Genomic DNA, 20,817 nt, shown 5'->3' on the forward strand with positions numbered 1-20,817 from the left:
TTTCTTCGGTCACAGCACAGGGAGAAAAAATAGGCTAAAACTGCCCTATATCCCTGTGAAATCACCATGTGATTAAAAAATAGCAAGGACAGGAAGTGTGGATACACTTCCGCAAAATTGCCAATTTCGGAGCCATATCCAAAATTGAAAAATACATAAAAATCAAAAATCCGAAACCTTACTTGATACCCAAATTTATAATTTTTACAGATTACCAAAAAACCAATATGAAAATTTTACAAATTTTGTACCACCTGTAAAATTCCCATATTGGTTTTCATTCAGCTTTTATGGATTTGGAATATTCTATATTTTCCAAATATTCTGTGCATTAGCTAAGAGCCATTCTGCACGATTTTCTATTTCATGTTCGTTCCAATCATTTTTTTGAAGTACGTCATGTAATGTATAAAGTCCGCTCGCACACAAAAGTAAACCTGGTTTATTTTGTCCCTTACCCGCCTTTTTTACATTCCATGCAGCATCACGTATAGATGCATTTAAAGCTTGCGGAATAATCGCCAAATTCCCCAATGTCAGTAATAGAGAATCTCTCTTTTTTGCATCATCTTCTGTCGCGCAAGCTCCCCAATTATTTCTCCATTTCTTTGGCATTAAATGTTCCAAACTGTAATTATTAAATCCAAGCAATGCTGTAGAACTATTGTCTGAACGAATTTTACTTTCTAACAAATAAATAATTCCTTTTGATTGCAGATTAACCAGTTTTGATGTTTCAAAGCCAATTTTCATTTCATTATCATCTGGACAATATGTAGTTGCATCGCCAATTCCTTTTAAACGCAAAGTTAAAGTCTGCGAATCCAGCACTTTATTCAAAATCAATGAAGTGAATAAATTATTGTAACTTTTAGTAGATGCATGTACCACAACTCTTCTCATTATATAACTTTCTAAAATTCCATACATTTTAATTAGCTCGTTTTTGTCCTGCACGTTTTTTGCAATATATAAAATATATGGTATCATCGTCGTATTTTTTAATCCAAAAATCACAACATTTATACGTTCAATACCTTCTTCCTTCGGTATACTCATTCCACATTGATTTGGCTTCAAATTATTTCTAAAACACTCCGCATATTCTTTCATCTGATCTAGCACAATGTTTTTATTGCCACCACAATACTTATTGATGAAATGCTGATAAGACTGAGCAAGCCTGTCTACCCTGGAATACATAAGTTTGTCTTCATTAGAAATATTGTACTGCTTATCCTGAATAAATAATTGAAAATAGGAATCAAAGAATATGTCAATAATTGCTCTCTTTATTCGTCCTGTCTCAATTTCCCTATCCCAATATACTTTAGTCTCATCATCTTTTTCAAATACATCTGCCCATTTTCTTTCATATTCACCAACAGTCTCTCGATTGAAAAAATAATTTTTTAATAACTCAGATGTAGTAAGATTCACGCCCAAAGAATTAATTGTATCAAAAATCTGCTGTTCGTCTTCATCCGCATCCAAATCAATACGAACAAATTGCGTATTTACAAATATTGTCATAATGTCCAACTTACTTTCGTCAATATGTTCCACAAAATAATTAAATGCTCCAATTATTCTGGACGCCGGCTCTGGATTGTCGATTATTTCCGCTTTGCTTAATGTCATTACTTTTTCAAAAGCCTGTATATCATTCCTTCCATGCCTAAGCGCAATCATTTGACCCATGATTCTAAATTGGCAGTCAAACAGTGCAGTCTGTCCTAATTTTAAGCAAAGCACCTTCATAAAAATCAAAAAAGTTGTTAATCTCTGCTGACCATCAACTATCGTTCTACAATCTGCAAAATTTTCTCCTTGCCTAGGTTTGCGACCTTCTTTTAAAATAATAGAGCCTAAAAAATGTGGTTTTTTTGTCTTTACTACAAACTCCATATCTTCAAGAAGTCGCCCCCAGAGATCTTCTCTCCACACATACGATCTCTGAAAAAAAGGGACTTCCACCAATGTCGAATTATTAAAAATATTGGTAATTAACGCTTTATGTGCATCCATCTTTCTTCGCTACTCCTCTTACTTATCCTTGCATTTTTTGATATAGCTTCATCAATTCTGCAACACACTCTTCTTCTGTCATTTTTATGCCAAAGCCATAAGCTGCCATAACTGCCTTATCATTTGCAATATGTGCTTTTCTTAATTCCACTGGCATCGTTAAAGGATCATACAAATCTGCAAGACTGCTATCTGGATATAATGCTCTTGCATCTAATATTCCTTGTGCCGATTGTTCTATTCTTTCTTTTTGTTTTTCCTGTAATTCTGGCCAAGGAAAATTATTATACACATGATTTACTGTGTAACTATAATCACTCTTTAATCTTCCACATATAGCTCTCATCCATGCCATATGTACATTAGATTCAAGTACACCAAAATGATACAATGTTCCCATTGGCATTATTCTTACTTTATCACTACATAGCACACTTTCATCCATGTATCCCATTGGTATATACCTTCTTCGTTCAGAAGATACCTGTGGTATTACTATATAGCTCCCTTTAGGGAAATTGGATACATGAAACCTTGTTGGTGTATCTGCAATTTTTCGTGTACCTGCACTTGTGCTTTGAAGTCTATACTCTCTAACAGCCTCCACTCTTTTCATACATTCTGGCAATTCTCTTAATTCTTTTGGTGAACAGTTTCCCAAATATAAACAATATCTTGGAGTACGATTAATAAATTCTCTTGCTCCATACCATGGGTGAAAATACTTTTGAGATTTCGGCTCCTGTTTTATAAACTCCTCCATTTCTTCTTTATCAAATAAATAGTATCCCCCATCTATTGGTTTATTTCCAATTCCTATTTCCGGTACACTACAAATAGGGTGTTTTCTACTACCAACAAAAATATCGTCTGAATCAATTAAGTACGCATTAATATTTTCAGCAATTTTCATATCCCCATTCGTATCATAAATAACTTTTCTTTTATTACTTTTAGCATGGCTAAATCCTACAATTACACAATGAACATGTGCTTTTAAATTCGCCTCACTATCCCAACGGAACGTTCTATAAGCAAAATTGATATGTATCCCCATTTCAAATAATGGCTTCCAAAATATTGCAGGCTGTTCACCTTGTGTAATAGTATTGGTTGAAACAAATGCAGTAAATATATCTCTGTTCTGAATGTAATCACTTGCCTTTTTATACCAAGCTGTTACAAAATCCAAGTTTCCAAAATCCTTTATTCCATGAAATACCAGTTCCATATCCTTTTTCTGTTCTTTATTCATCCACCTAGCACCAACAAAAGGTGGATTCCCCATAATATAAGATAGACCTGTTGCTGGAATGACCTCATTCCAATCCAATCTTAAAGCATTTCCTTCTGTAATATTTACATATGTCTTCAAAGGAAGAAAATCATCATTAAATCCATAAACAATACTTTTTGTTTCTTCTAACATCTGAGATTCTGCAATCCATAGTGCTGTCTTTGCAACGGTTACTGCAAAATCATTAATTTCTATTCCGTAAAATTGCTGTATTGAGACTTTAATTGGGTTATGAGCTTCTACTAAAGTCATTTGTCCGCCAACTCTTTCACGTATCACTTCATTCTCCAAACGTCGAAGTGATAAATAAGTTTCTGTGAGGAAATTTCCAGAACCACATGCCGGATCTAAGAACGTAAGAGTTGCTAATTTATTCTGAAATTCATCCAACTTTTTATCTTTAGTCCGCTTTACCTGAATTTGTTTTATTGCATTAAACTCTTCCTGTAAATCCTCCAAAAAAAGTGGATCAATGACTTTATGAATATTTTCGATAGATGTATAATGCATTCCTCCAGAACGTCTGGTCTCAGGATTTAATGTAGATTCAAATACGGCTCCAAATATAGTTGGAGAAATATCACTCCAATCAAAATCTTCTGACGCTTTTGTAAGAAGTAATTCTTTAATTTCCTCTGTAAAAGGTGGTATCTCAATAGTTTCATCAGCAAATAACCCGCCATTTACATATGGAAACTGAGCAAGATCTTCCTCCAAATACTCGTCCCGATCTGATATCGGCGTATCTAATACTTTAAATAATTCTATTAATGCTCTTCGACAATCCCTTACTTCATATGTTTCCAAATAATCATGAAACATATTTCTCTTACCCAAAATTCCAGCATCTTCTGCATATAAGCAAAAGACAATCCGTACACATAAAGCATTCAGGCTTTTTAATTTATGCTCTCTTTTTTCTTTCTGTTCGGACGTTTCATCTTTTTCTTTAATATCCGGTATACGATATTGTTTTAAAAACGCATCATAAATAAGCCCAACAATATCTCCTGCTTTTATTGATACTTCCATTTCATGCGATATTGTCTTTACTTCTTTTTTCACCAAGAAATCCAACAATGGATATTTGCTTTGTAATTCATCTAAAGCAATCTTTGTCGGTTCTGGCTGTTTCTGGTTCATATCATAAATCCAAATTTCCGCAAAATTTGACGTAACAATCCACCGAGCTCTTTCATCAAAAGTCAGCTTTCCATTATATCTGTCTGCCTGTTCAAATGGAGTAAGATCAACATCTCCTGAATTCCTGATTTTCTGATCCAATGCTTTTCCAAGACTCTTCTGTTCAATAATTACTCGTGTTTCAGGAATATATACATCAATACGTTTTGTATTTCCATCAATTACAACTTTCTTTTCAAAGTTCAAACGTTCTGTCACATTATCCATTCCCAAAACATTCGTCAATAAATCAATCCAATAAGAACGTCCATCTTCATCTTCTTTCCCTTTTCCCATCCATCGGTTTACAAATTGACGGGCAGCCTCTCTTTGTTCTGCATCTGTCATGCTTTTTTCCTCCTAAATAATCGTGCATTCACAAATCTTTCTCCGACTATTTTTACATATCATATCCACAGTATATCATAAAATTATTACAGAACAGCATTCATATATCATTATTTGTATTGTGTCTGCACACAAGGAACTTCTACCGCCAAATCATAATAATATTGATACATGATCATGTTATCTTTTGCTTCTATATACACTCTCTGCGCTTCTTTCATCAAGTTATTCCAAATATCTTTCCATTCACTAGGAGCTGAATCTAAAAACCACATATTATTAAATGACATTTCTATCGTCCCCCATAAATCATCTTCTTTACGCTCAGTTTTTATATTCATCTGCATATTTCGTGCAATTTCCAATGCATCTTTTTGTAAAAAAGTGAACTTCACTACTTTTTGAGGATCTGGAACTTTCTTAAAACGACGCATATGAGCTTCTGCCTTTTTAATAATTGTTTCCAATTGTTCATCATGCCATTTTTTATCCTCTAGTATCTCTTCTTCTGACATTTGCGCTTTTTCTGCATTAATTTCTCTTTGCATTTCTTCCAATTCACGCTGTGCAATATCATAATATTTCTTTTCAATCACCATAATCTCCCAACTCCATAAAAAAAGAAACAGTCAACATTTTCGTTACAACTGTTTCCTTTATTTTTGAAGTCCCCGGAGCATTTGTATCACTACATTCTGTTCTTTTTCATCAAGATTATTCCAAATATTCAGAACCTCTTGTTGTGATTCTGATAAGCTTACTGGAACATCCATTCCGGCAAAGAATTGTGCCATTGTTACTCCCAGTGCATCACATATCTTTTCTACAGTAGGCATAGTGGGTAAACTTTCTTTAGCAATAATTTTTCCAATCGAAGATTGAGATATACCAGTCAATTGTGACAGCCGATATTTACTCATATCACGTTTTTTACATAAAGCTATAATATTGTCCGCAATATAATCCTCTGTACGCAAGTAAATACACCTCTTTCCGATAGTAGTTACCTTAATTGTAACTAGAAATCCGCAAAAATATTAGAGATGTATCTTACAAGTATTTACTAAGGGAAACAGTAGTATTAAAACAAAAAAAATAGAACTATATAAAGTTGTATTCCATTAATGTCAGCTTATTATCTAAATGCTCATATTCTCTTTGTATTTCTTCAATTTTATCATATAGTTTCAGCACTGTCGAACCCTTTATCATTTTATTTTCTTGGCACATCTGCCGGAATTTTTCTTTGTACTCCCCGCAGTATTCTTCCTTTTTCCTCTAATTCCTCCAGTGTTTTGATTTCCTCTTTATCTGCCATGTATTTTCCTCCCAGACATAATTTTTAATACATAAATGATAACCTTTTTTTCGCTGTTGTTCAATTACAACTCATCGCCTTTTTCTCCCATCAATCGACAATCTTCTTTTTGCTATATACATATGATATACTTCTCTCTATACAACCAATTGCTGTTGTGTAGCTCACCATTTTTTCTATCTACAACACAAAAAAGTCAAGTTGTGATGGAAAGGAGGTGAGGACATGGAAATAAATTATGCACTTATAGGCAAACGTATAAGAGAAACCCGCAAACAACGAGGATTATCTGCCGAGGAGCTGGCTGAAATCGCTAATCTTTCTACTGTTTATATAAGCTATATAGAAAATGCCAAGCGTAAACCCAGTTTAGAATCTTTAATCAAAATTAGCAATGCCCTTGAAATTACTATTGATGAATTACTCTATGGAAACTTGTTATACAATCCTACGGAATATCAAACTGATATTGATTTATTAATGGCAGATTGTACCAGCACTGAAAAACGTTACATATTCGAGGTTCTTTCAGCCATAAAGAATATTTTACGAATCAATGATTGGCATCTATCCTCAAAACACAATTACGATGCTGATAACCCGAATGATTATTAAATCATTCAATAACAATCAAATATCTATTTCTACATAAACCATCCGTTAATCACTTAACAGATGGTTTATGTCTTTTTCAATCCAAAAATTCTATGATAGTTATATCAACTATAAAGGATGTCGCTATTGATGAAAGAAAGTGAAGAACGAAGCAGTAATATTGATGAACAGAAAGCCAGAATCCGGCAAAGATACAAAGGTATTGATCCAGAAGAACTGGAAGTAATTCCGGCACTTCCACCAGAGGATATTTTTAAAACAGAAAAAAAACTACGAGTAGCTGTATATGCAAGGGTATCTACGGATGATCCACGCCAAACATCCTCATATGAATTACAGAAAAATCATTATCAGGATGTAGTAAATAAAAATCCGAATTGGATGCTTGTAGAAATATATGCCGACGAAGGCATTTCCGGCACTTCGCTTCAACATAGAGATGCATTCAAAAAAATGATTGAAGATTGTGAAGCCGGAAAAATTGATTTAATCATAACAAAAAGTGTATCCCGATTTGCAAGAAACGTTGTTGACTGTATCCGATATGTACGAGAGCTTTCTTCACTCCGTCCACCCGTCGGTGTATTTTTTGAAACAGAGCATTTAAATACTCTTGATCCCAAAAGCGAAATGATTCTGTCATTCATGTCAACACTTGCGCAGGAAGAAAGTCATACCAAAAGTGAAATTATGAATTCTTCCATTGAAATGCGTTTTCGTCGGGGAATATTCCTTACACCTCCTCTGCTCGGATATGACCAAGACGAAAATGGAGATCTTGTAATCAATCCACATGAAGCTAAAATTGTGCAGCTTATTTTTTATATGTATCTGAATGGAAGCAGTACTCAACAAATTGCTGATTCTTTGACAGAACTCGGTTGTAAAACAAAAAAGAATAATGATGTCTGGTCATCCAGTACCATACTACAAATCCTTCAAAATGAACGCCATTGTGGGGATGTTCTGGCGAGAAAAACATGGACTCCGAATTATCTTGACCATAAATCAAGGAAAAACAATCAAGACCGTAATCAATACAGAAAAGTCGGACATCACGAAGCTATTATCTCCCGAGATGATTTCATAGCTGTTCAAAAATTAATTACAAATGCGAAATATGGAAATAAAGAGATTTTACCAGAATTACATGTGATACAAGAAGGCTCTCTAAGTGGATTTATAAGCATTAATCCAAGATGGTCTGGATTTAAAGCCAGAGACTACTTTGAAGCATCTCAAAGCGTCCTTAAACCGGCAAATATGAATATACCTGATACAATTACTGCTTCCGCCGGTTCCTTCGATTTAAGAGACTATGAAGTTGCCAGAGGACAATTTTTCTCCTCTGTTGGTCGGATTTCTGTTTCTTTTTCATATAAACAGATCTCTTTTAACAAAGATGCTATACGGAAATTTCCAAACATAAAATTTGTCGAACTGCTAATACACCCAAGCTCAAAACTACTTGCTATCCGACCATGTTCCTCTGAAACAAAAAATAAAGTGCAGTGGTCACGTCTCAAAGATGGTCAACTTATTCCAAAACCAATTTCCGGCGCTGCATTTTTGCCAACATTATACGAGATATTTAAATGGGACAAAAAATGCAAATATAGAATATTAGGAGTTGCCCACCAAAAAGACAATGAAAATGTCCTTATTTTCAACATGGACGATACAGAAATACGAATACCGACAAATACCAACGACGTATCCGCCCCCAACAATAACACGCCTGATACAATATCTGATTCTAAGAGTGTGTTAGCTTATCCTGCCGACTGGATGAATAGCTTCGGTAATAATTACTATACTCAGTCTCAAGCACCAGAATTAACAGAATTTACAGCGGACAAAAACTGGCAGACTGCTTCAGAAAGTAAACCTTATAAAGAACCCGAGCTACAAACCACTCCCAAAGAAACCATTATACAAAATATAAAGAATATTATTACAGAAATTAAAGGAGACACCCAATGAGCGAGCAACCTATAAATCAATGGAATATGACTACAGAACCTTCTGATATGATGAAAATCAACACACCTATGCCAATAACAGTCGCACCCAGCCCCTCAAATCAAATGGAAGTCATTGACGATGATTCTTTCAGCTATGACGGTTATCAAGTTGTACGTGGCGAATTCTTCGCTCATATTTACGAACCTTCGTTTACGTTTAATAACTACAAGGTATCTGTAAATACCGCCTGCATAAAAAAACTACCCGATGTCGAATACGTGCAAATATTAGTCAATCCCATTGAAAAAAAACTGGCTGTCCGTCCCTGTCGAGAAGAAGAAAAAGACTCTTTTCGTTGGTGTTCCTCTGGAAAAAAGCGTTCGCCAAAACAAATCACCTGTCGAATTTTCTTTGCTAAAGTGATATCTCTCATGGACTGGAATCCTAATTATCGGTACAAGATTCTCGGCAAACTAATTCGTTCTGGCAATGAAATACTGTTCATTTTCGATTTAACTTCACCTGAAATATTTCCTCGTACACTAAAAGACAATGGAACTGTAACCACTGCTAGGACACCTTCTTATCCTGAAGAATGGAAGAATCAGTTCGGTATTCCAGTGGAAGAACATCAAAAATCAATGCAAGTCAATATATTTGAAGGCTACGCAGTATTTGACATACAAGAAAAGAAGAAGGCAACTGATAAATCCATAGAAAAAGCAAAAGAACCATCAACAACAGAAAGTGAGGAAAAATCCTATGAACAACAAACACTCTTCCCATCCACTAATATGTATTGACTTTAAAAAGAATCGTATACGAATCCACCGCAATACACTCCGTCAAATTGGTAACCCAGAATATATTCAACTTCTTGTTAATCCTGATCAAAAAATGATAGGTATAAAGGCTAGTTGTGCAGAGGATAAATTGGCACATAAAGTTAAGGATTATTTTGTCATCAATGGTAACAGTTATGAATTGTACAGCCGAGAATTACTATATTCACTTTCCCAGCTTAACCTTTCTTGGGAGAAATTTAACATTTTTCGTTTAGAAGGCAATATTTACCCAGATAAGAAAATAGCTCTATTTTCCATGGATAACATCATCACAAAACTGCCACAAACAGAATTCAAATCAGAAATAATGGGAGATGAGTATGCGCAATTATAGTATATATACATTAAAAACAAAACTAGAATTCACAAATTTGTATCAATATCTCAGTGAAAAAGATTATAAACAACTTGAACAACAGATATTATGTCATTCCTATCACACCCCAATCTGCACATGGAATGGTATTGTCATTAATGGTATAGAAGCGTATGAATTATTTCGTAAACACAGTATTCCTTTCCGAATAAAAAGACTCCATTTTTCCAGTAAAGAAGATGTAATTTCATGGATATGTACTGACCAACTTAAACGAGAGGATTTAACCAATATCAATAAAAAATACCTGATTGGGAAAAAATATGATGCTGAAAAAATTTTAGTTTCAAGACAACTTTCATCTACGAATAAATCTCATATTTCCGGTGCAAGCATCGCAGCGAAAAAAATATCCGAAGAATGTAATGTAGCAATGGCTACCGTTTACAAATATTCTGCTTACAGTAGTGCACTAGATATAATTGATGAAAAAGTTCCCGATTTTGTCAAACGAGTTCGTTCTGGTCAGCTCTGGATTTCCCAAGCTAATATTATTGAGCTTTCAGGATTATCAAAAGAGCAGCTTTTAAGCCTAAATAACTACCTTCTTGCCGAAAAGATAGAACATCTCAGTTATCATGATATGAAAAGGGAATTACTATGGAATAATTACGCCAAACCGATGTTAAGGAAAGAATCTTCCGTTTCTATTCCTTCAATACGCAACCTGCCACAATTTGATCCAGATGCGGAAATTGCAAGTCTTACATTGACGATTCCCTCGTGGAACAGTTCTATCGAAAGAGTATTAAAAGTTTCAGATTTTAAAATTGCATCTGATACAGCAAAATATAAGCTTAAATATCAGCTTATGTGCCTAATATCAACAACAAATAATATTTTAAAAAAATTGGAGGAAATATAATTATGGATGGAAATACCGAAGATTTACAAAAGTTTGTTCCCCAAGTGCATTTTGAGCAAATACCTATTAAAAATTTATGTTCAAATCAAGATTATCAACGTAATCTTTCCATCAAACACGTTCAGCGTGCTGCAGCTAATTTTGACCTTTATCAGATAAACCCTGTAAAAGTAAGTAGACGTGATGGGATAAATTATGTGTTCAACGGACAACACACTATAGAGATTGTTGCTCTCGTCTCTGGATCAAGAGAAACTCCTGTCTGGTGTATGGTTTATGATGATCTTGTTTACACCCAAGAAGCAGATATTTTTGCAAATCAGATGAAATATGTCAAATCGTTATTACCTTATGAAATATTCATGGCTAATATTGAAGCTGGTAATGATAGAGAACTTATTATTCGTGACCTTGTTGAATCATATGATCTCACTATTACTTCTTCCTCTCGCCCCGGAGGTATATGTGCTGTATCCACTTTAATTAATATCTATGAAAAATATGGTTTTCACACTCTTGATCGTGTTTTACGCCTTTGTGTTGCCACATGGGAAGGTGCGCCTATGTCCTTTAGTTCCAATATGCTTAATGCTATTGCCCGTTTGGATAATGCTTATGGAGAAACAATGAAAGATGACACCTTTAAAGAAAAAGTTGGGCGTGTCTCTGTCAGGGAAATCAGTCGTACTGCCAGAGAACGTCGTGCCGGTTCATTAGGATTCGCAGAAGCTCTTTTACTAGAATACAATAAAAAATCCAAGTATTCACTTCCTTTTGAGAAATTATACACTCATAAAACACCCAAAAAAAGAGAACCATCAACTGAAGATGAATCCGGTCAAAGTTCCACTCCAGAAGGTCAGTTAGATTTATTTTCTACGGATCAAGAGAATACTCAGGCTCTGCCAAACGAATAGCGCAGAGCCTTCAGCCTTTATTCTATCCATACTTTCAAAAGAACACCATGCTTTAAGGCTCTCTTTCATGCAATCACTATGTTATCTTATCCCAAATTCATCATCCGCTCCATCCGCCACCTTATATATGAATACCCATTCCAAATATTTGCTTTTACCGGATACTCTTTCCTGTAAACAAATACAGTGTGATATTTAACAAAATGTGTTCTACACCAATTATGTATATCTTTCATATATATGTTATTTATACCATTCACCCACTGTTCTAAAGACCATATGTCTTTATCTGACACTAACTCCATTATGAACAGTACATTATAATATTGAATGACACCTACTCTCTTCCGTTCCTCTATTAACCTTTTACACAATAACCTATACTTAATGTTCATATCGTTCCTATGTCTCTCCCTCTAATCTATATTTTCCATCCTTATATACGTTATATATATAATTATTATATAGTACATATAAAACTTTGGACCATGTCAAGAGCTTCTGCGCCTCTAACCTCCCCAACAATAATTCTGTCAGGTCGCATTCGAAGAGACGTTTTTATTAAATCTCTTATAGTGATTTCATTTTCTCCCTGACTGTTAGCCTGTCTTGCCTCCAGACGAACAATATTATCCACACTCTTTAACTGCAATTCTGCAGAATCTTCTATGGTTACAACTCTTTGGTCATTAGGGATAAAATTAGACAGCACATTTAAAAATGTTGTCTTCCCTGAGCCTGTCCCACCACTTACAAAAATGTTGTATCCTGCAACAACCAATTTTTCCAACAAGTCGCTTACTTCTCTAGTAAGAGTCCCCCATTTAATTAACTGATTAATGGTAATTTTTTCTTTAGCAAATTTTCTAATAGTTATAACAGCGCCATCTAAAGCAACTGGTGGCAAAACCACGTTCACTCTGGAGCCGTCCTCCAATCTTGTGTCAACAATTGGATTAGACTCATTTACTCTTCTATTTGTTTTTGCAACAATCTGTTGAATTATGTCCTGAAGTCTTTCCTCTGACTCTATGGAATCATCATAAGGTATGATTCTACCCGCTTTTTCAATAAAAATATGATTCCTACCGTTTATCATAATTTCCGTCACTTCATCCATCTCCAGCAAATCTTCAAGTATCCCCAGCCCCTTTATGGAATTAAAAACTTCTTTATGAATTTTTATTCTTTCTTTAATAGTCAAATATTTTTCTTTTAATTCCTCTTCCATAATACGGTCAATTATTTCGTGAAGTTCCTGCTCCTGAGGTTCCCTGGTCATATCAATAGTTGAGATAACTTTCTCTCTTATGGTTTCTTTACTAATTTTTTCACCTATTGCCCCCACCTCCTACTACCTGTCTTGAGTAATCTCCCAAATTACTCCACAACTGTCTTTCTAAGAAATTGTCATCCTCTATGTCAACTAAATCTATAGGTGGCGTAACCTGCTCAATTTTATCTATTAACTCTGAAGCTTCGCTACGTAACAAAAACTCTTCAAACTCCCCAACTTTCATCTTGTACATATAACTGTTTTCTATAGGAACATAGATTTTGTCGCAAAATTCAATTAACGAAGTTATATCTTCCACTACATTTCCAATATCAATTACAATATTTTCATACATACCTGTAGCCATTATGGTTTCCAGCAATTCTATCCACTTTGTTGTTTCCATAGTTCTCAAGTCCCTTGAATATTTAAGTGGTGGCACATAATCTAATGTATTAACTGTATTTACGATAGCTTTCAGCTTAATGGCAACTGTATCTTTATTTTGTTTAAAATAATACATTAAATCAGACAAATCACCCTGATAATTTTGATGGTAGATTTTATCGAATGCCGTAAACTCATCCATGTTTATGTATAGGGTACTTCCGCTTTCAGCCAACACCTGCCCCACAGTAAAAGCAAAAATAGTTTGTTCAGGCTTCTTTATAGGGGAATAAACTCCAACAATCTTTGTTCCATTTCTTTTCGCTATTGAACCTGTTTTGCTTATATTCAGCTCTGCAAAATAATCCAAAATTTTTCTAATGATATTTTCAGATGATTGGAATTTATAAATATAAGAATAATCCTTGAACTGCTGACAATCATCTTCCACTAAAAATATTATTTTACTTACATCTTCAAGTTCCAAATATTCATCATATAAATTGTAATCCACCAATAGAATATCAATATGGTTGTCCTGTAAATATTCTTCCAGTGCCTCTTTATTTGTAAAAGCCGTTGCCTTAAATGGCATGTTTTGTTTTTGATTAATGTATTTCATTAAACTATTTGCATATACTTCATCTAAATCATAAATTGCCAAAGTTGCCGTCATCTTTCTTCTCCCCTTTCTTCTTAATTCTAATTTTTACCATCTGGTACTTCATAATTTTCTTCAACACTAGCCTGCATTTTTTGTCTCAGGTAATGCTGTTTTCACATTATAAACACCTTTCTCCCACTTTGTCTATACCCTTTTTGTGATTTTATATATATTTTAAAGAATGTGTGTTTTTTTCATTTTTTGTGCACTTGACACATAAATATATAGTGGTATACTTCTATGTAGTATTCATAACTAGATGTTATGGTTACAATACATATTTTTTTCGTGTCATTATACTAATAATGACGTTTTATTTTTTCAAAGCAGAACAATTATATGGAGGAAAATATATGAGTAAAAGAACTAAATTATCAGACAGAACATTGCCTACCTACTCAAAGGGCGAAGAGATTTTCAATATGGTTTCTCACATTGTAGGCGGAGCTCTCGGTATTGCAGCACTTGTACTTTGTGTTATTACAGCTGCCAAAGCAGGTAGTGTCATCGGAGTTGTTTCCAGTTGTATTTATGGAGTAACCCTCATTACTTTATATACAATGTCCAGTGTTTATCATGGTTTACGACCGGGTATGGCCAAAAAAGTAATGCAGGTTTTAGACCATTGCACCATTTATTTTCTAATTGCCGGCAGCTATACACCGATTTTATTAGTTGCTATGCGACCTAAATATCCTGCACTTGCGTGGGTTTTATTTGGAATTGTTTGGGGCTGCGCAATTATTGCTTGTGCACTTACAGCCATTGATTTAAAGAAATATAGTGTTTTCTCCATGATTTGCTACCTTGCAATGGGCTGGACAATTATATTTTTCATAAAGCAGACTTACGAAGTCATGTCGCTGGGGGGAGTAATTTTACTTGTTGCCGGAGGTGTTGCCTACACTGTAGGCTCTATCCTTTACGGACTTGGCAAAACTAAAAAATGGATGCATTCTATTTTCCATGTATTCATTGTTGCAGGCAGCATTTTGCATTTCTTTGCAATTATTCTTTATGCTCTATAATCTTATAATTTTCGATAAACTTATAAGTCTTCAAACTTTTCTATAAAAGTTTAACGATCTAAAAAGATAAAATCTGGAAGAGTGTTATTTCTTCCAGATTTTTTGTGTAATAAAATTTTTATTTGCACAAAAATGAAAATAACTACACATTTTCGAAAATAAAATAGGGTAATTTCTTTCCATTTTGCTCTTTTCCAACAATATCTTTCTAATAATATATTCTTCTATTTTACGATTTTTCAATAATATCTTCTTCTGTTTTGCCTTCTTCTGTACATTTCATTTAACAGCAAAACCATAATTATATCTTTAAGCCACTGATCATCCGGATATTTAATACAGTTTTCTCCGTCGCCACACTGTTCTTCCTCTTCCTTAACCTGCCTGAATATGTTGTTTACCATTTGCAAAACACCTAATTTATCGGGATATTCATCAAACATTAGACTTCCTGCAAACTCCTGTTTGTCACACTCTCTTTCAACCCAATCCTGAATTGTCATAAAAGCTACCGGGTACATTTCCTTAACATAATCAATATCTCTGTCTGACATTTGATTCCATTGTCCATAATAAAATCCATTTATTGCATTTCCCTGAACGTAAAAAGGTATATATTTATAGTCCATAATCAATCCTAATAGTTTATCATTTTATACTATTCAGATTTCAATTATTTGTTACTACAAATATATACCTTTTACTTTTATTTTTACAATTGTAAATCAACTAAATTATAATTTATACCGCACCCTAGTTACAGGTTTACCGCATAAAATATAAAACTTCTACAACTTTATTTTTATTTCCTTTCCTGACTTTTCATATGGTGTGTATTTAACTCCCGCTGCTTCCATCATTCTTTTAGAAGCTTTCACAGATGAAGTGTCGCCATATTTGTCGTCTCCGTAAATAACTTCCTTTATGCCACATTGAATAATCGCCTTGGCACATTCATTGCAAGGGAATAAAGTTACATATATTTTTGCCCCTTCTAAACTACCACCGCGGTAATTTAATATTGCATTTAGTTCGCTATGAGTTGTATAAAAATATTTGTTGTCATAAGGATCGTCGCTTTCCCTATTCCAAGGAAATTCATCGTCACTACAGCCAATTGGAAGTCCGTTATATCCCATTGACAAAATCTTGTTATCTTCACTTACAATACAGGCTCCCACCTGAGTATTTGGATCCTTTGAGCGCAACGCAGCTAACGATGCCACGCCCATAAAATATTCGTTCCATGAAATATAGTCTTTTCTTTTGTTACTCATTGTCTCGTCCTCCAATCATGTTTTGCCCTCATATTTAAAATCCTTCTTATATTAAAAATGAAGAAATCCTTCTCCTTAAGAAAAGTCTTTCTTCATTTCTAGTTACTATTTTGTTCCGAAAATTCTGTCTCCTGCATCGCCAAGACCTGGAACAATATATTTGTGTTCGTTTAATTTTTCGTCTTTTGCACCAATGTAAACATCTACGTCCGGATGAGCCTTTTCAAAAGCTTCAATTCCTTCAGGTGCTGCAATAATACACATAAGTCTAATGTTCTTAACGCCCTTATCCTTTAACATCTGGATTGCTGCAATAGCTGAACCACCTGTTGCAAGCATTGGATCTACCACAAAAACTTCTCTCTTATCGCAATCTTCAGGAAGCTTGCAATAATACTCGTGAGGTTCTGCTGTTACTGGATCTCTGTAAAGACCAATATGTCCAACCTTTGCTGATGGAATAAGCGCAAGCATACCATCAACCATACCTAAACCAGCTCTAAGAATTGGAACGATTGCAAGTTTCTTTCCACCTAACTGCTTAATTGTTGTTTTACAAATAGGTGTTTCAACTTCTACATCTTCAAGCTCCAAATCTCTTGTTGCTTCATAAGTAATAAGCATTGCAATTTCGCTTATTAACTGTCTGAAATCCTTTGTTCCTGTAGTTGCCTGTCTGATAATTCCAATCTTGTGCTGAATCAATGGATGATCCATTATCATTATCTTTGCCATGTTTCTTCCTCCGTACATATTATATCTTATTATGTTTTAACTTATTCGCCAACTTTATAATCACTTCATCAACCGTATCATAAAGTTTCGCATAATCAGCAAGTTCCCCACCATCCGGGTTAGTTATACTTCCTTGCTCATTAATATACTCTTTAAGTGTATAGACATTCACTGCTTCAGCAAAGTCATCATAAATGCCCTGCTTCTTTGTTTCGTCTAATACAAGTACCAATACATCTTTTCCAAAATCTTCACCTGTTAATTGAACTGAACTTCTGTCAATTTCAATCCCCTTTGACGCTGCAATGGCAACGGTCTTTGGGTTCATAGGTTCCGGAAATAACACTGCTAGTCCCTTAGACTCAATAGTAGCTCTCTCCTGTGGTAAATAATGCTTAAGTAGAGCTGCCGCCAATGGTCCTAACGAAGTGTCTGTATCAGTTACAAATATTACTTTTGAATATTCTAACATTTTTCCTCCGAACTGCTACACATCCATTATGTTATAACCAGCTGCCTTTGTAAGCCTGTTCATAATAGCCCATCCAATGTTGTCCTCTGAAAAAGCTTCCCCAAAAATGAATTCAGTTCCCTCTTTGTCAAAATCGCGAAGCGCTTTAAACAACATGTTTGCTATTGTTTCCGGCTTGTCCAAATCGCCCAGAGATACTACCTTAATGTTCTCATTTATTTTTCCCTGGTACAATCCTAAATGCTGGTTAGCTGTTATTATTCCTGTCTTCTTTCCTTCTTCAGCTTTTGCATTAGCTGAATCAATTATGTGCTGAGCAACTTTATTCGCATCACCTTTAAAAATACGAAAATCTGCTGCTGGTGCATAATGTCTGTATTTCATACCCGGAGCTTTTGGTTTCAAACCTTCTACCGGTTTCTTCAAAATGGCCTGATCTATCTCAAGGTTGCTAACAACCTTCTTTGCCATTTCGTATGTTATAAATCCTGGTCGTAAAACAAGAGGTGGATCTACTGTTACATCTATAATTGTAGACTCCAATCCCATTCCTACCATGCCACCATCAATAATCATGTCTATGCGACCGTCCAAATCATCGATTACATGCTCACCAAGTGTTGGACTTGGCTTACCTGATAAGTTGGCACTTGGTGCCGCAATGCTTGTTCCGGCTTCTTTAATTAATCTGCTTGCAATAGGATGATTTGGAAATCTGATAGCCACAGTATCCAAGCCACCTGTTGTTCCTTTTGGAACAATATCGCTTTTCTCAAAAATTAAAGTAAGTGGTCCCGGCCAAAAAGCATCCATTAATTTCTCTGCCACCGGTGGTATTTTCTTTACCAATGGTTTCAGCATTTCTATGTCACAAATATGTGCAATTAATGGGTTGTCTGATGGGCGTCCTTTCGCAGCATAAACCTTCATAGCTGCCTGGGCGTCAAGTGCATTTGCACCCAATCCATAAACCGTTTCTGTTGGAAATGCAACAAGGCCTCCATCTCGAATAATCTGCCCTGCTTCCTTTAATGCTTCCCCATCTATATTGTCTTTATCAATGTTAATTATCTTCGTGTTCATTTCTCGCCTCACCTGACCTATATCCGTTTTATTTTATCATAATTACATCTAAAATACAACGTTAGACCCCTTTATCTTTTCACCAGGAATCGCCATTTATCGCTGCATATTAAAGTATGTAGAAATGCCTTCACTCAAGATTTCTGCCAGCTCTTTTTGATATGTTTCATTTGTCAATTTTGTTGCCTCATCGCTATTGCTTAAAAAACCACACTCTACAATTATTCCCGGACATTTTGAATTTATTAAAATATAGTAACTGTCATTTGGCTTTGCCTTTTTTTCTTTATCATTTACCTTTTCATTTAGGATTTTCTGCAAAGTTTCACCTAGCAGCTTGCTTTGCTCTGACCTTTGAAAATAAAAACTTTGTGCTCCATGAACTGACGTCTGCGTAAAGCTGTTTTGGTGAATACTAACCATAATACATTTATTATTTTCTTCATAGGCGTTGTTTACTATTTCACAGCGTTTATTTAAATCCCTTATTTTAGAAAACTTAACTCCATCCCCCAAAACAACATCTTCGCTTCTGGTTAGTACAACCTTATACCCCTGTTCATTTAGTACCTGAAAAAGCTTCTTACTAATAGCCAAATTCACATCTTTTTCTTTCTCTTTATTTACACCAATTTTTCCCGGATCATCTCCACCATGCCCTGGATCAATTACAACAGTTTTTCCATTAAAATTTTTTGTGGTTACTACTTCGCCATTTTCTTTTGTCGGCTCTTTCACTACTTTTTCCATGTTACAGGCAATTGCAGTTACGGAAACAAGCAGAATAATCGCCATGAAAATTTCCATTTTTTTATAACTTTTTACTGATATCATGTTTTACCAATAGAGCAGTTCCTATTTTTGTAAATTATATGTTTTTGAAACATCAAAAATGCGTGTTACACTTATTGTATAAAAAAAGAAGCTATACTGATATCACAATACAACTCCGTTAAAATATTTTTTATATTATCGATTAATTTATTAACGAATTTAATAATTTTAAATCGTTTTCCGGCACATCAATTCGTTTAAAACCATCCTCTAACAGTTCCGTCATCGTTCCAACAACAAATGCACTTTTCTTTAATTTTAGTAAATCATAACTCGCCCTCCTTTAAAATAATTATATCGTTACGGTATACTTAAAACCTGCTCACTCATCAATCCTTATTTATTATACCATCTACTATATCAAATCAGCAAACTTCCAAATAAAAGAAAACCTATCAGATATTCTTTCTATCCAATAGGTTTTCATTTATTTTTATTTCTCCCTTACCACCTTCAAGCTATTACTTAATGCAGCAAATTCTTCTAAAGTCAACTTTTCTCCGCGGATGTTTTCTTCTTTGCCAATAGCTTTAATTGCCTGAACTATTTCTTCCTTTGTGTAGTCCAATTCGGAAGAATTTTTCAAGCCATTGACTAACGTTTTTCTTCTCTGATTGAAGCTTGCTCTAATTACTTTAAACATTAATGTTTCGTCAACATCAACCACCGGCTTTTCATGAGCAGTTAATTTGATTACTGCAGAATCCACATTAGGTCTTGGCATAAAACATGACGCTGATACATTTAACTGCACCTTAGCATCTGCGTAATACTGAACCGCAAGAGATAAAGCACCATAATCTTTTGAACCGGGACCTGTCTGCATTCTGTCGGCAACTTCCTTTTGTACCATAATGGTAATACTTTCAATTGGGACCTTGCTTTCAAACAAGCCCATAATAATTGGTGTTGTAATATAATATGGCAAATTAGCTACAACCTTAATTGGCTTTCCATTATTCTTTTCCTGTGCAAGAGCTTTAATGTCCAGTTTTAAAACATCCTGATTAATCACTTCTACATTATCATATTCAGACAATGTATCTTTTAAAATTGGAATAAGCATTTTATCAATTTCAACAGCCACTACCTGACGCGCTGCCTCACATAAATACTGTGTCATTGTTCCAATTCCAGGTCCAATTTCAAGGACGAAATCATCCTTTGTAATATCAGCCGCACTTACAATGCTCTCTAATATATTAGAATCAATTAAAAAGTTTTGTCCAAATTTTTTTTGAAAAGCAAAACTGTATTTATTAATAATTTCTTTAGTTGCACTAGGCGAACCTAAATATGCCATAT

General features: G+C 34.6%; 20 protein-coding genes. 7 read left to right on the top strand and 13 right to left on the bottom strand.

All coding sequences use genetic code 11. The features are described from left to right. Window positions 1–306: 306 nt before the first annotated feature. The 4 genes from ACQY63_RS08415 to ACQY63_RS08430 form a co-directional block, all read right to left on the bottom strand. A complete protein-coding gene (locus ACQY63_RS08415) occupies window positions 307–2,028 on the bottom strand; it encodes a DUF262 domain-containing protein (RefSeq protein WP_227094227.1) in 1,722 nt (573 codons plus the stop codon). A gap of 22 nt (window positions 2,029–2,050) precedes the next feature. After that, window positions 2,051–4,855: a DNA methyltransferase gene (locus tag ACQY63_RS08420; protein ID WP_055150158.1), complete on the bottom strand. Its 2,805-nt coding sequence runs from the start codon at window positions 4,853–4,855 to the stop codon at window positions 2,051–2,053. 110 nt (window positions 4,856–4,965) lie between these two features. After that, window positions 4,966–5,454 (bottom strand): chemotaxis protein CheY, encoded by a 489-nt coding sequence (locus tag ACQY63_RS08425; RefSeq protein WP_428245055.1) that lies wholly within the window; start codon window positions 5,452–5,454, stop codon window positions 4,966–4,968. A gap of 57 nt (window positions 5,455–5,511) precedes the next feature. Further along, complete coding sequence (locus ACQY63_RS08430) at window positions 5,512–5,832, bottom strand: helix-turn-helix domain-containing protein (protein WP_013976760.1); 321 nt, start codon at window positions 5,830–5,832, stop codon at window positions 5,512–5,514. 566 nt (window positions 5,833–6,398) lie between these two features. Here ACQY63_RS08430 and ACQY63_RS08435 point away from each other — a divergent pair. The 6 genes from ACQY63_RS08435 (at window position 6,399) to ACQY63_RS08460 (ending at window position 11,756) form a co-directional block, all read left to right on the top strand. Then, window positions 6,399–6,788: a helix-turn-helix domain-containing protein gene (locus ACQY63_RS08435; RefSeq protein ID WP_117649583.1), complete on the top strand. Its 390-nt coding sequence runs from the start codon at window positions 6,399–6,401 to the stop codon at window positions 6,786–6,788. Window positions 6,789–6,917: 129 nt separating this feature from the next. Next, window positions 6,918–8,771: a recombinase family protein gene (locus ACQY63_RS08440; RefSeq protein ID WP_428245056.1), complete on the top strand. Its 1,854-nt coding sequence runs from the start codon at window positions 6,918–6,920 to the stop codon at window positions 8,769–8,771. Continuing rightward, entirely contained in the window at window positions 8,768–9,556 is a 789-nt protein-coding gene (locus tag ACQY63_RS08445) for a hypothetical protein (protein WP_055177523.1), read from the top strand. Before ACQY63_RS08440 ends, ACQY63_RS08445 begins: the two co-directional genes overlap by 4 nt. Further along, a complete protein-coding gene (locus ACQY63_RS08450; RefSeq protein WP_044999283.1) occupies window positions 9,516–9,932 on the top strand; it encodes a hypothetical protein in 417 nt (138 codons plus the stop codon). Before ACQY63_RS08445 ends, ACQY63_RS08450 begins: the two co-directional genes overlap by 41 nt. Beyond that, entirely contained in the window at window positions 9,919–10,839 is a 921-nt protein-coding gene (locus tag ACQY63_RS08455; protein ID WP_055196442.1) for a hypothetical protein, read from the top strand. The genes ACQY63_RS08450 and ACQY63_RS08455 overlap by 14 nt, the downstream gene beginning before the upstream one ends. A gap of 2 nt (window positions 10,840–10,841) precedes the next feature. Then, window positions 10,842–11,756, top strand: coding sequence for a DUF6551 family protein (locus tag ACQY63_RS08460; protein ID WP_055155695.1), 915 nt, complete (start codon window positions 10,842–10,844; stop codon window positions 11,754–11,756). A 460-nt stretch (window positions 11,757–12,216) separates the two neighbouring features. On the opposite strand, the gene ACQY63_RS08465 is transcribed toward ACQY63_RS08460, so the two are convergent. Together ACQY63_RS08465 and ACQY63_RS08470 are read right to left on the bottom strand one after the other, a co-directional pair. Next, window positions 12,217–13,104 (bottom strand): CpaF family protein, encoded by an 888-nt coding sequence (locus ACQY63_RS08465; protein WP_302689719.1) that lies wholly within the window; start codon window positions 13,102–13,104, stop codon window positions 12,217–12,219. Next, the gene (locus ACQY63_RS08470) at window positions 13,088–14,095 is read right to left on the bottom strand and encodes a hypothetical protein (RefSeq protein ID WP_412623107.1); all 1,008 of its coding nucleotides are present in this window, start codon (window positions 14,093–14,095) and stop codon (window positions 13,088–13,090) included. The genes ACQY63_RS08465 and ACQY63_RS08470 overlap by 17 nt, the downstream gene beginning before the upstream one ends. Window positions 14,096–14,436: 341 nt before the next feature. Between ACQY63_RS08470 and trhA the strand changes: the two genes are divergently transcribed. After that, window positions 14,437–15,111 (top strand): PAQR family membrane homeostasis protein TrhA, encoded by a 675-nt coding sequence (trhA, locus tag ACQY63_RS08475; protein ID WP_022165955.1) that lies wholly within the window; start codon window positions 14,437–14,439, stop codon window positions 15,109–15,111. A 239-nt stretch (window positions 15,112–15,350) separates the two neighbouring features. On the opposite strand, the gene ACQY63_RS08480 is transcribed toward trhA, so the two are convergent. The 7 genes from ACQY63_RS08480 to rsmA form a co-directional block, all read right to left on the bottom strand. Further along, window positions 15,351–15,740, bottom strand: a complete 390-nt coding sequence (locus tag ACQY63_RS08480; RefSeq protein WP_022165956.1) for a hypothetical protein — start codon at window positions 15,738–15,740, stop codon at window positions 15,351–15,353. Window positions 15,741–15,899: 159 nt separating this feature from the next. Further along, a complete protein-coding gene (locus ACQY63_RS08485) occupies window positions 15,900–16,388 on the bottom strand; it encodes a deoxycytidylate deaminase (protein ID WP_022165957.1) in 489 nt (162 codons plus the stop codon). A 105-nt stretch (window positions 16,389–16,493) separates the two neighbouring features. Further along, window positions 16,494–17,123, bottom strand: a complete 630-nt coding sequence (upp, locus tag ACQY63_RS08490; protein WP_022165958.1) for a uracil phosphoribosyltransferase — start codon at window positions 17,121–17,123, stop codon at window positions 16,494–16,496. A gap of 19 nt (window positions 17,124–17,142) precedes the next feature. Next, window positions 17,143–17,595 (bottom strand): low molecular weight phosphotyrosine protein phosphatase, encoded by a 453-nt coding sequence (locus ACQY63_RS08495; RefSeq protein WP_022165959.1) that lies wholly within the window; start codon window positions 17,593–17,595, stop codon window positions 17,143–17,145. Window positions 17,596–17,610: 15 nt separating this feature from the next. Continuing rightward, a complete protein-coding gene (locus ACQY63_RS08500; RefSeq protein WP_022165960.1) occupies window positions 17,611–18,678 on the bottom strand; it encodes an L-threonylcarbamoyladenylate synthase in 1,068 nt (355 codons plus the stop codon). 96 nt (window positions 18,679–18,774) lie between these two features. Further along, on the bottom strand, window positions 18,775–19,473 hold the full coding sequence (locus ACQY63_RS08505) for an N-acetylmuramoyl-L-alanine amidase (protein ID WP_022165961.1): 699 nt from the start codon (window positions 19,471–19,473) through the stop codon (window positions 18,775–18,777). A gap of 472 nt (window positions 19,474–19,945) precedes the next feature. Continuing rightward, window positions 19,946–20,815, bottom strand: coding sequence for a 16S rRNA (adenine(1518)-N(6)/adenine(1519)-N(6))-dimethyltransferase RsmA (rsmA, locus tag ACQY63_RS08510; protein ID WP_022165962.1), 870 nt, complete (start codon window positions 20,813–20,815; stop codon window positions 19,946–19,948). Window positions 20,816–20,817: the final 2 nt, after the last annotated feature.

This window comes from Eubacterium sp. Marseille-QA0814 (assembly GCF_965119675.1).
Lineage (GTDB): Bacteria > Bacillota > Clostridia > Lachnospirales > Lachnospiraceae > Eubacterium_G.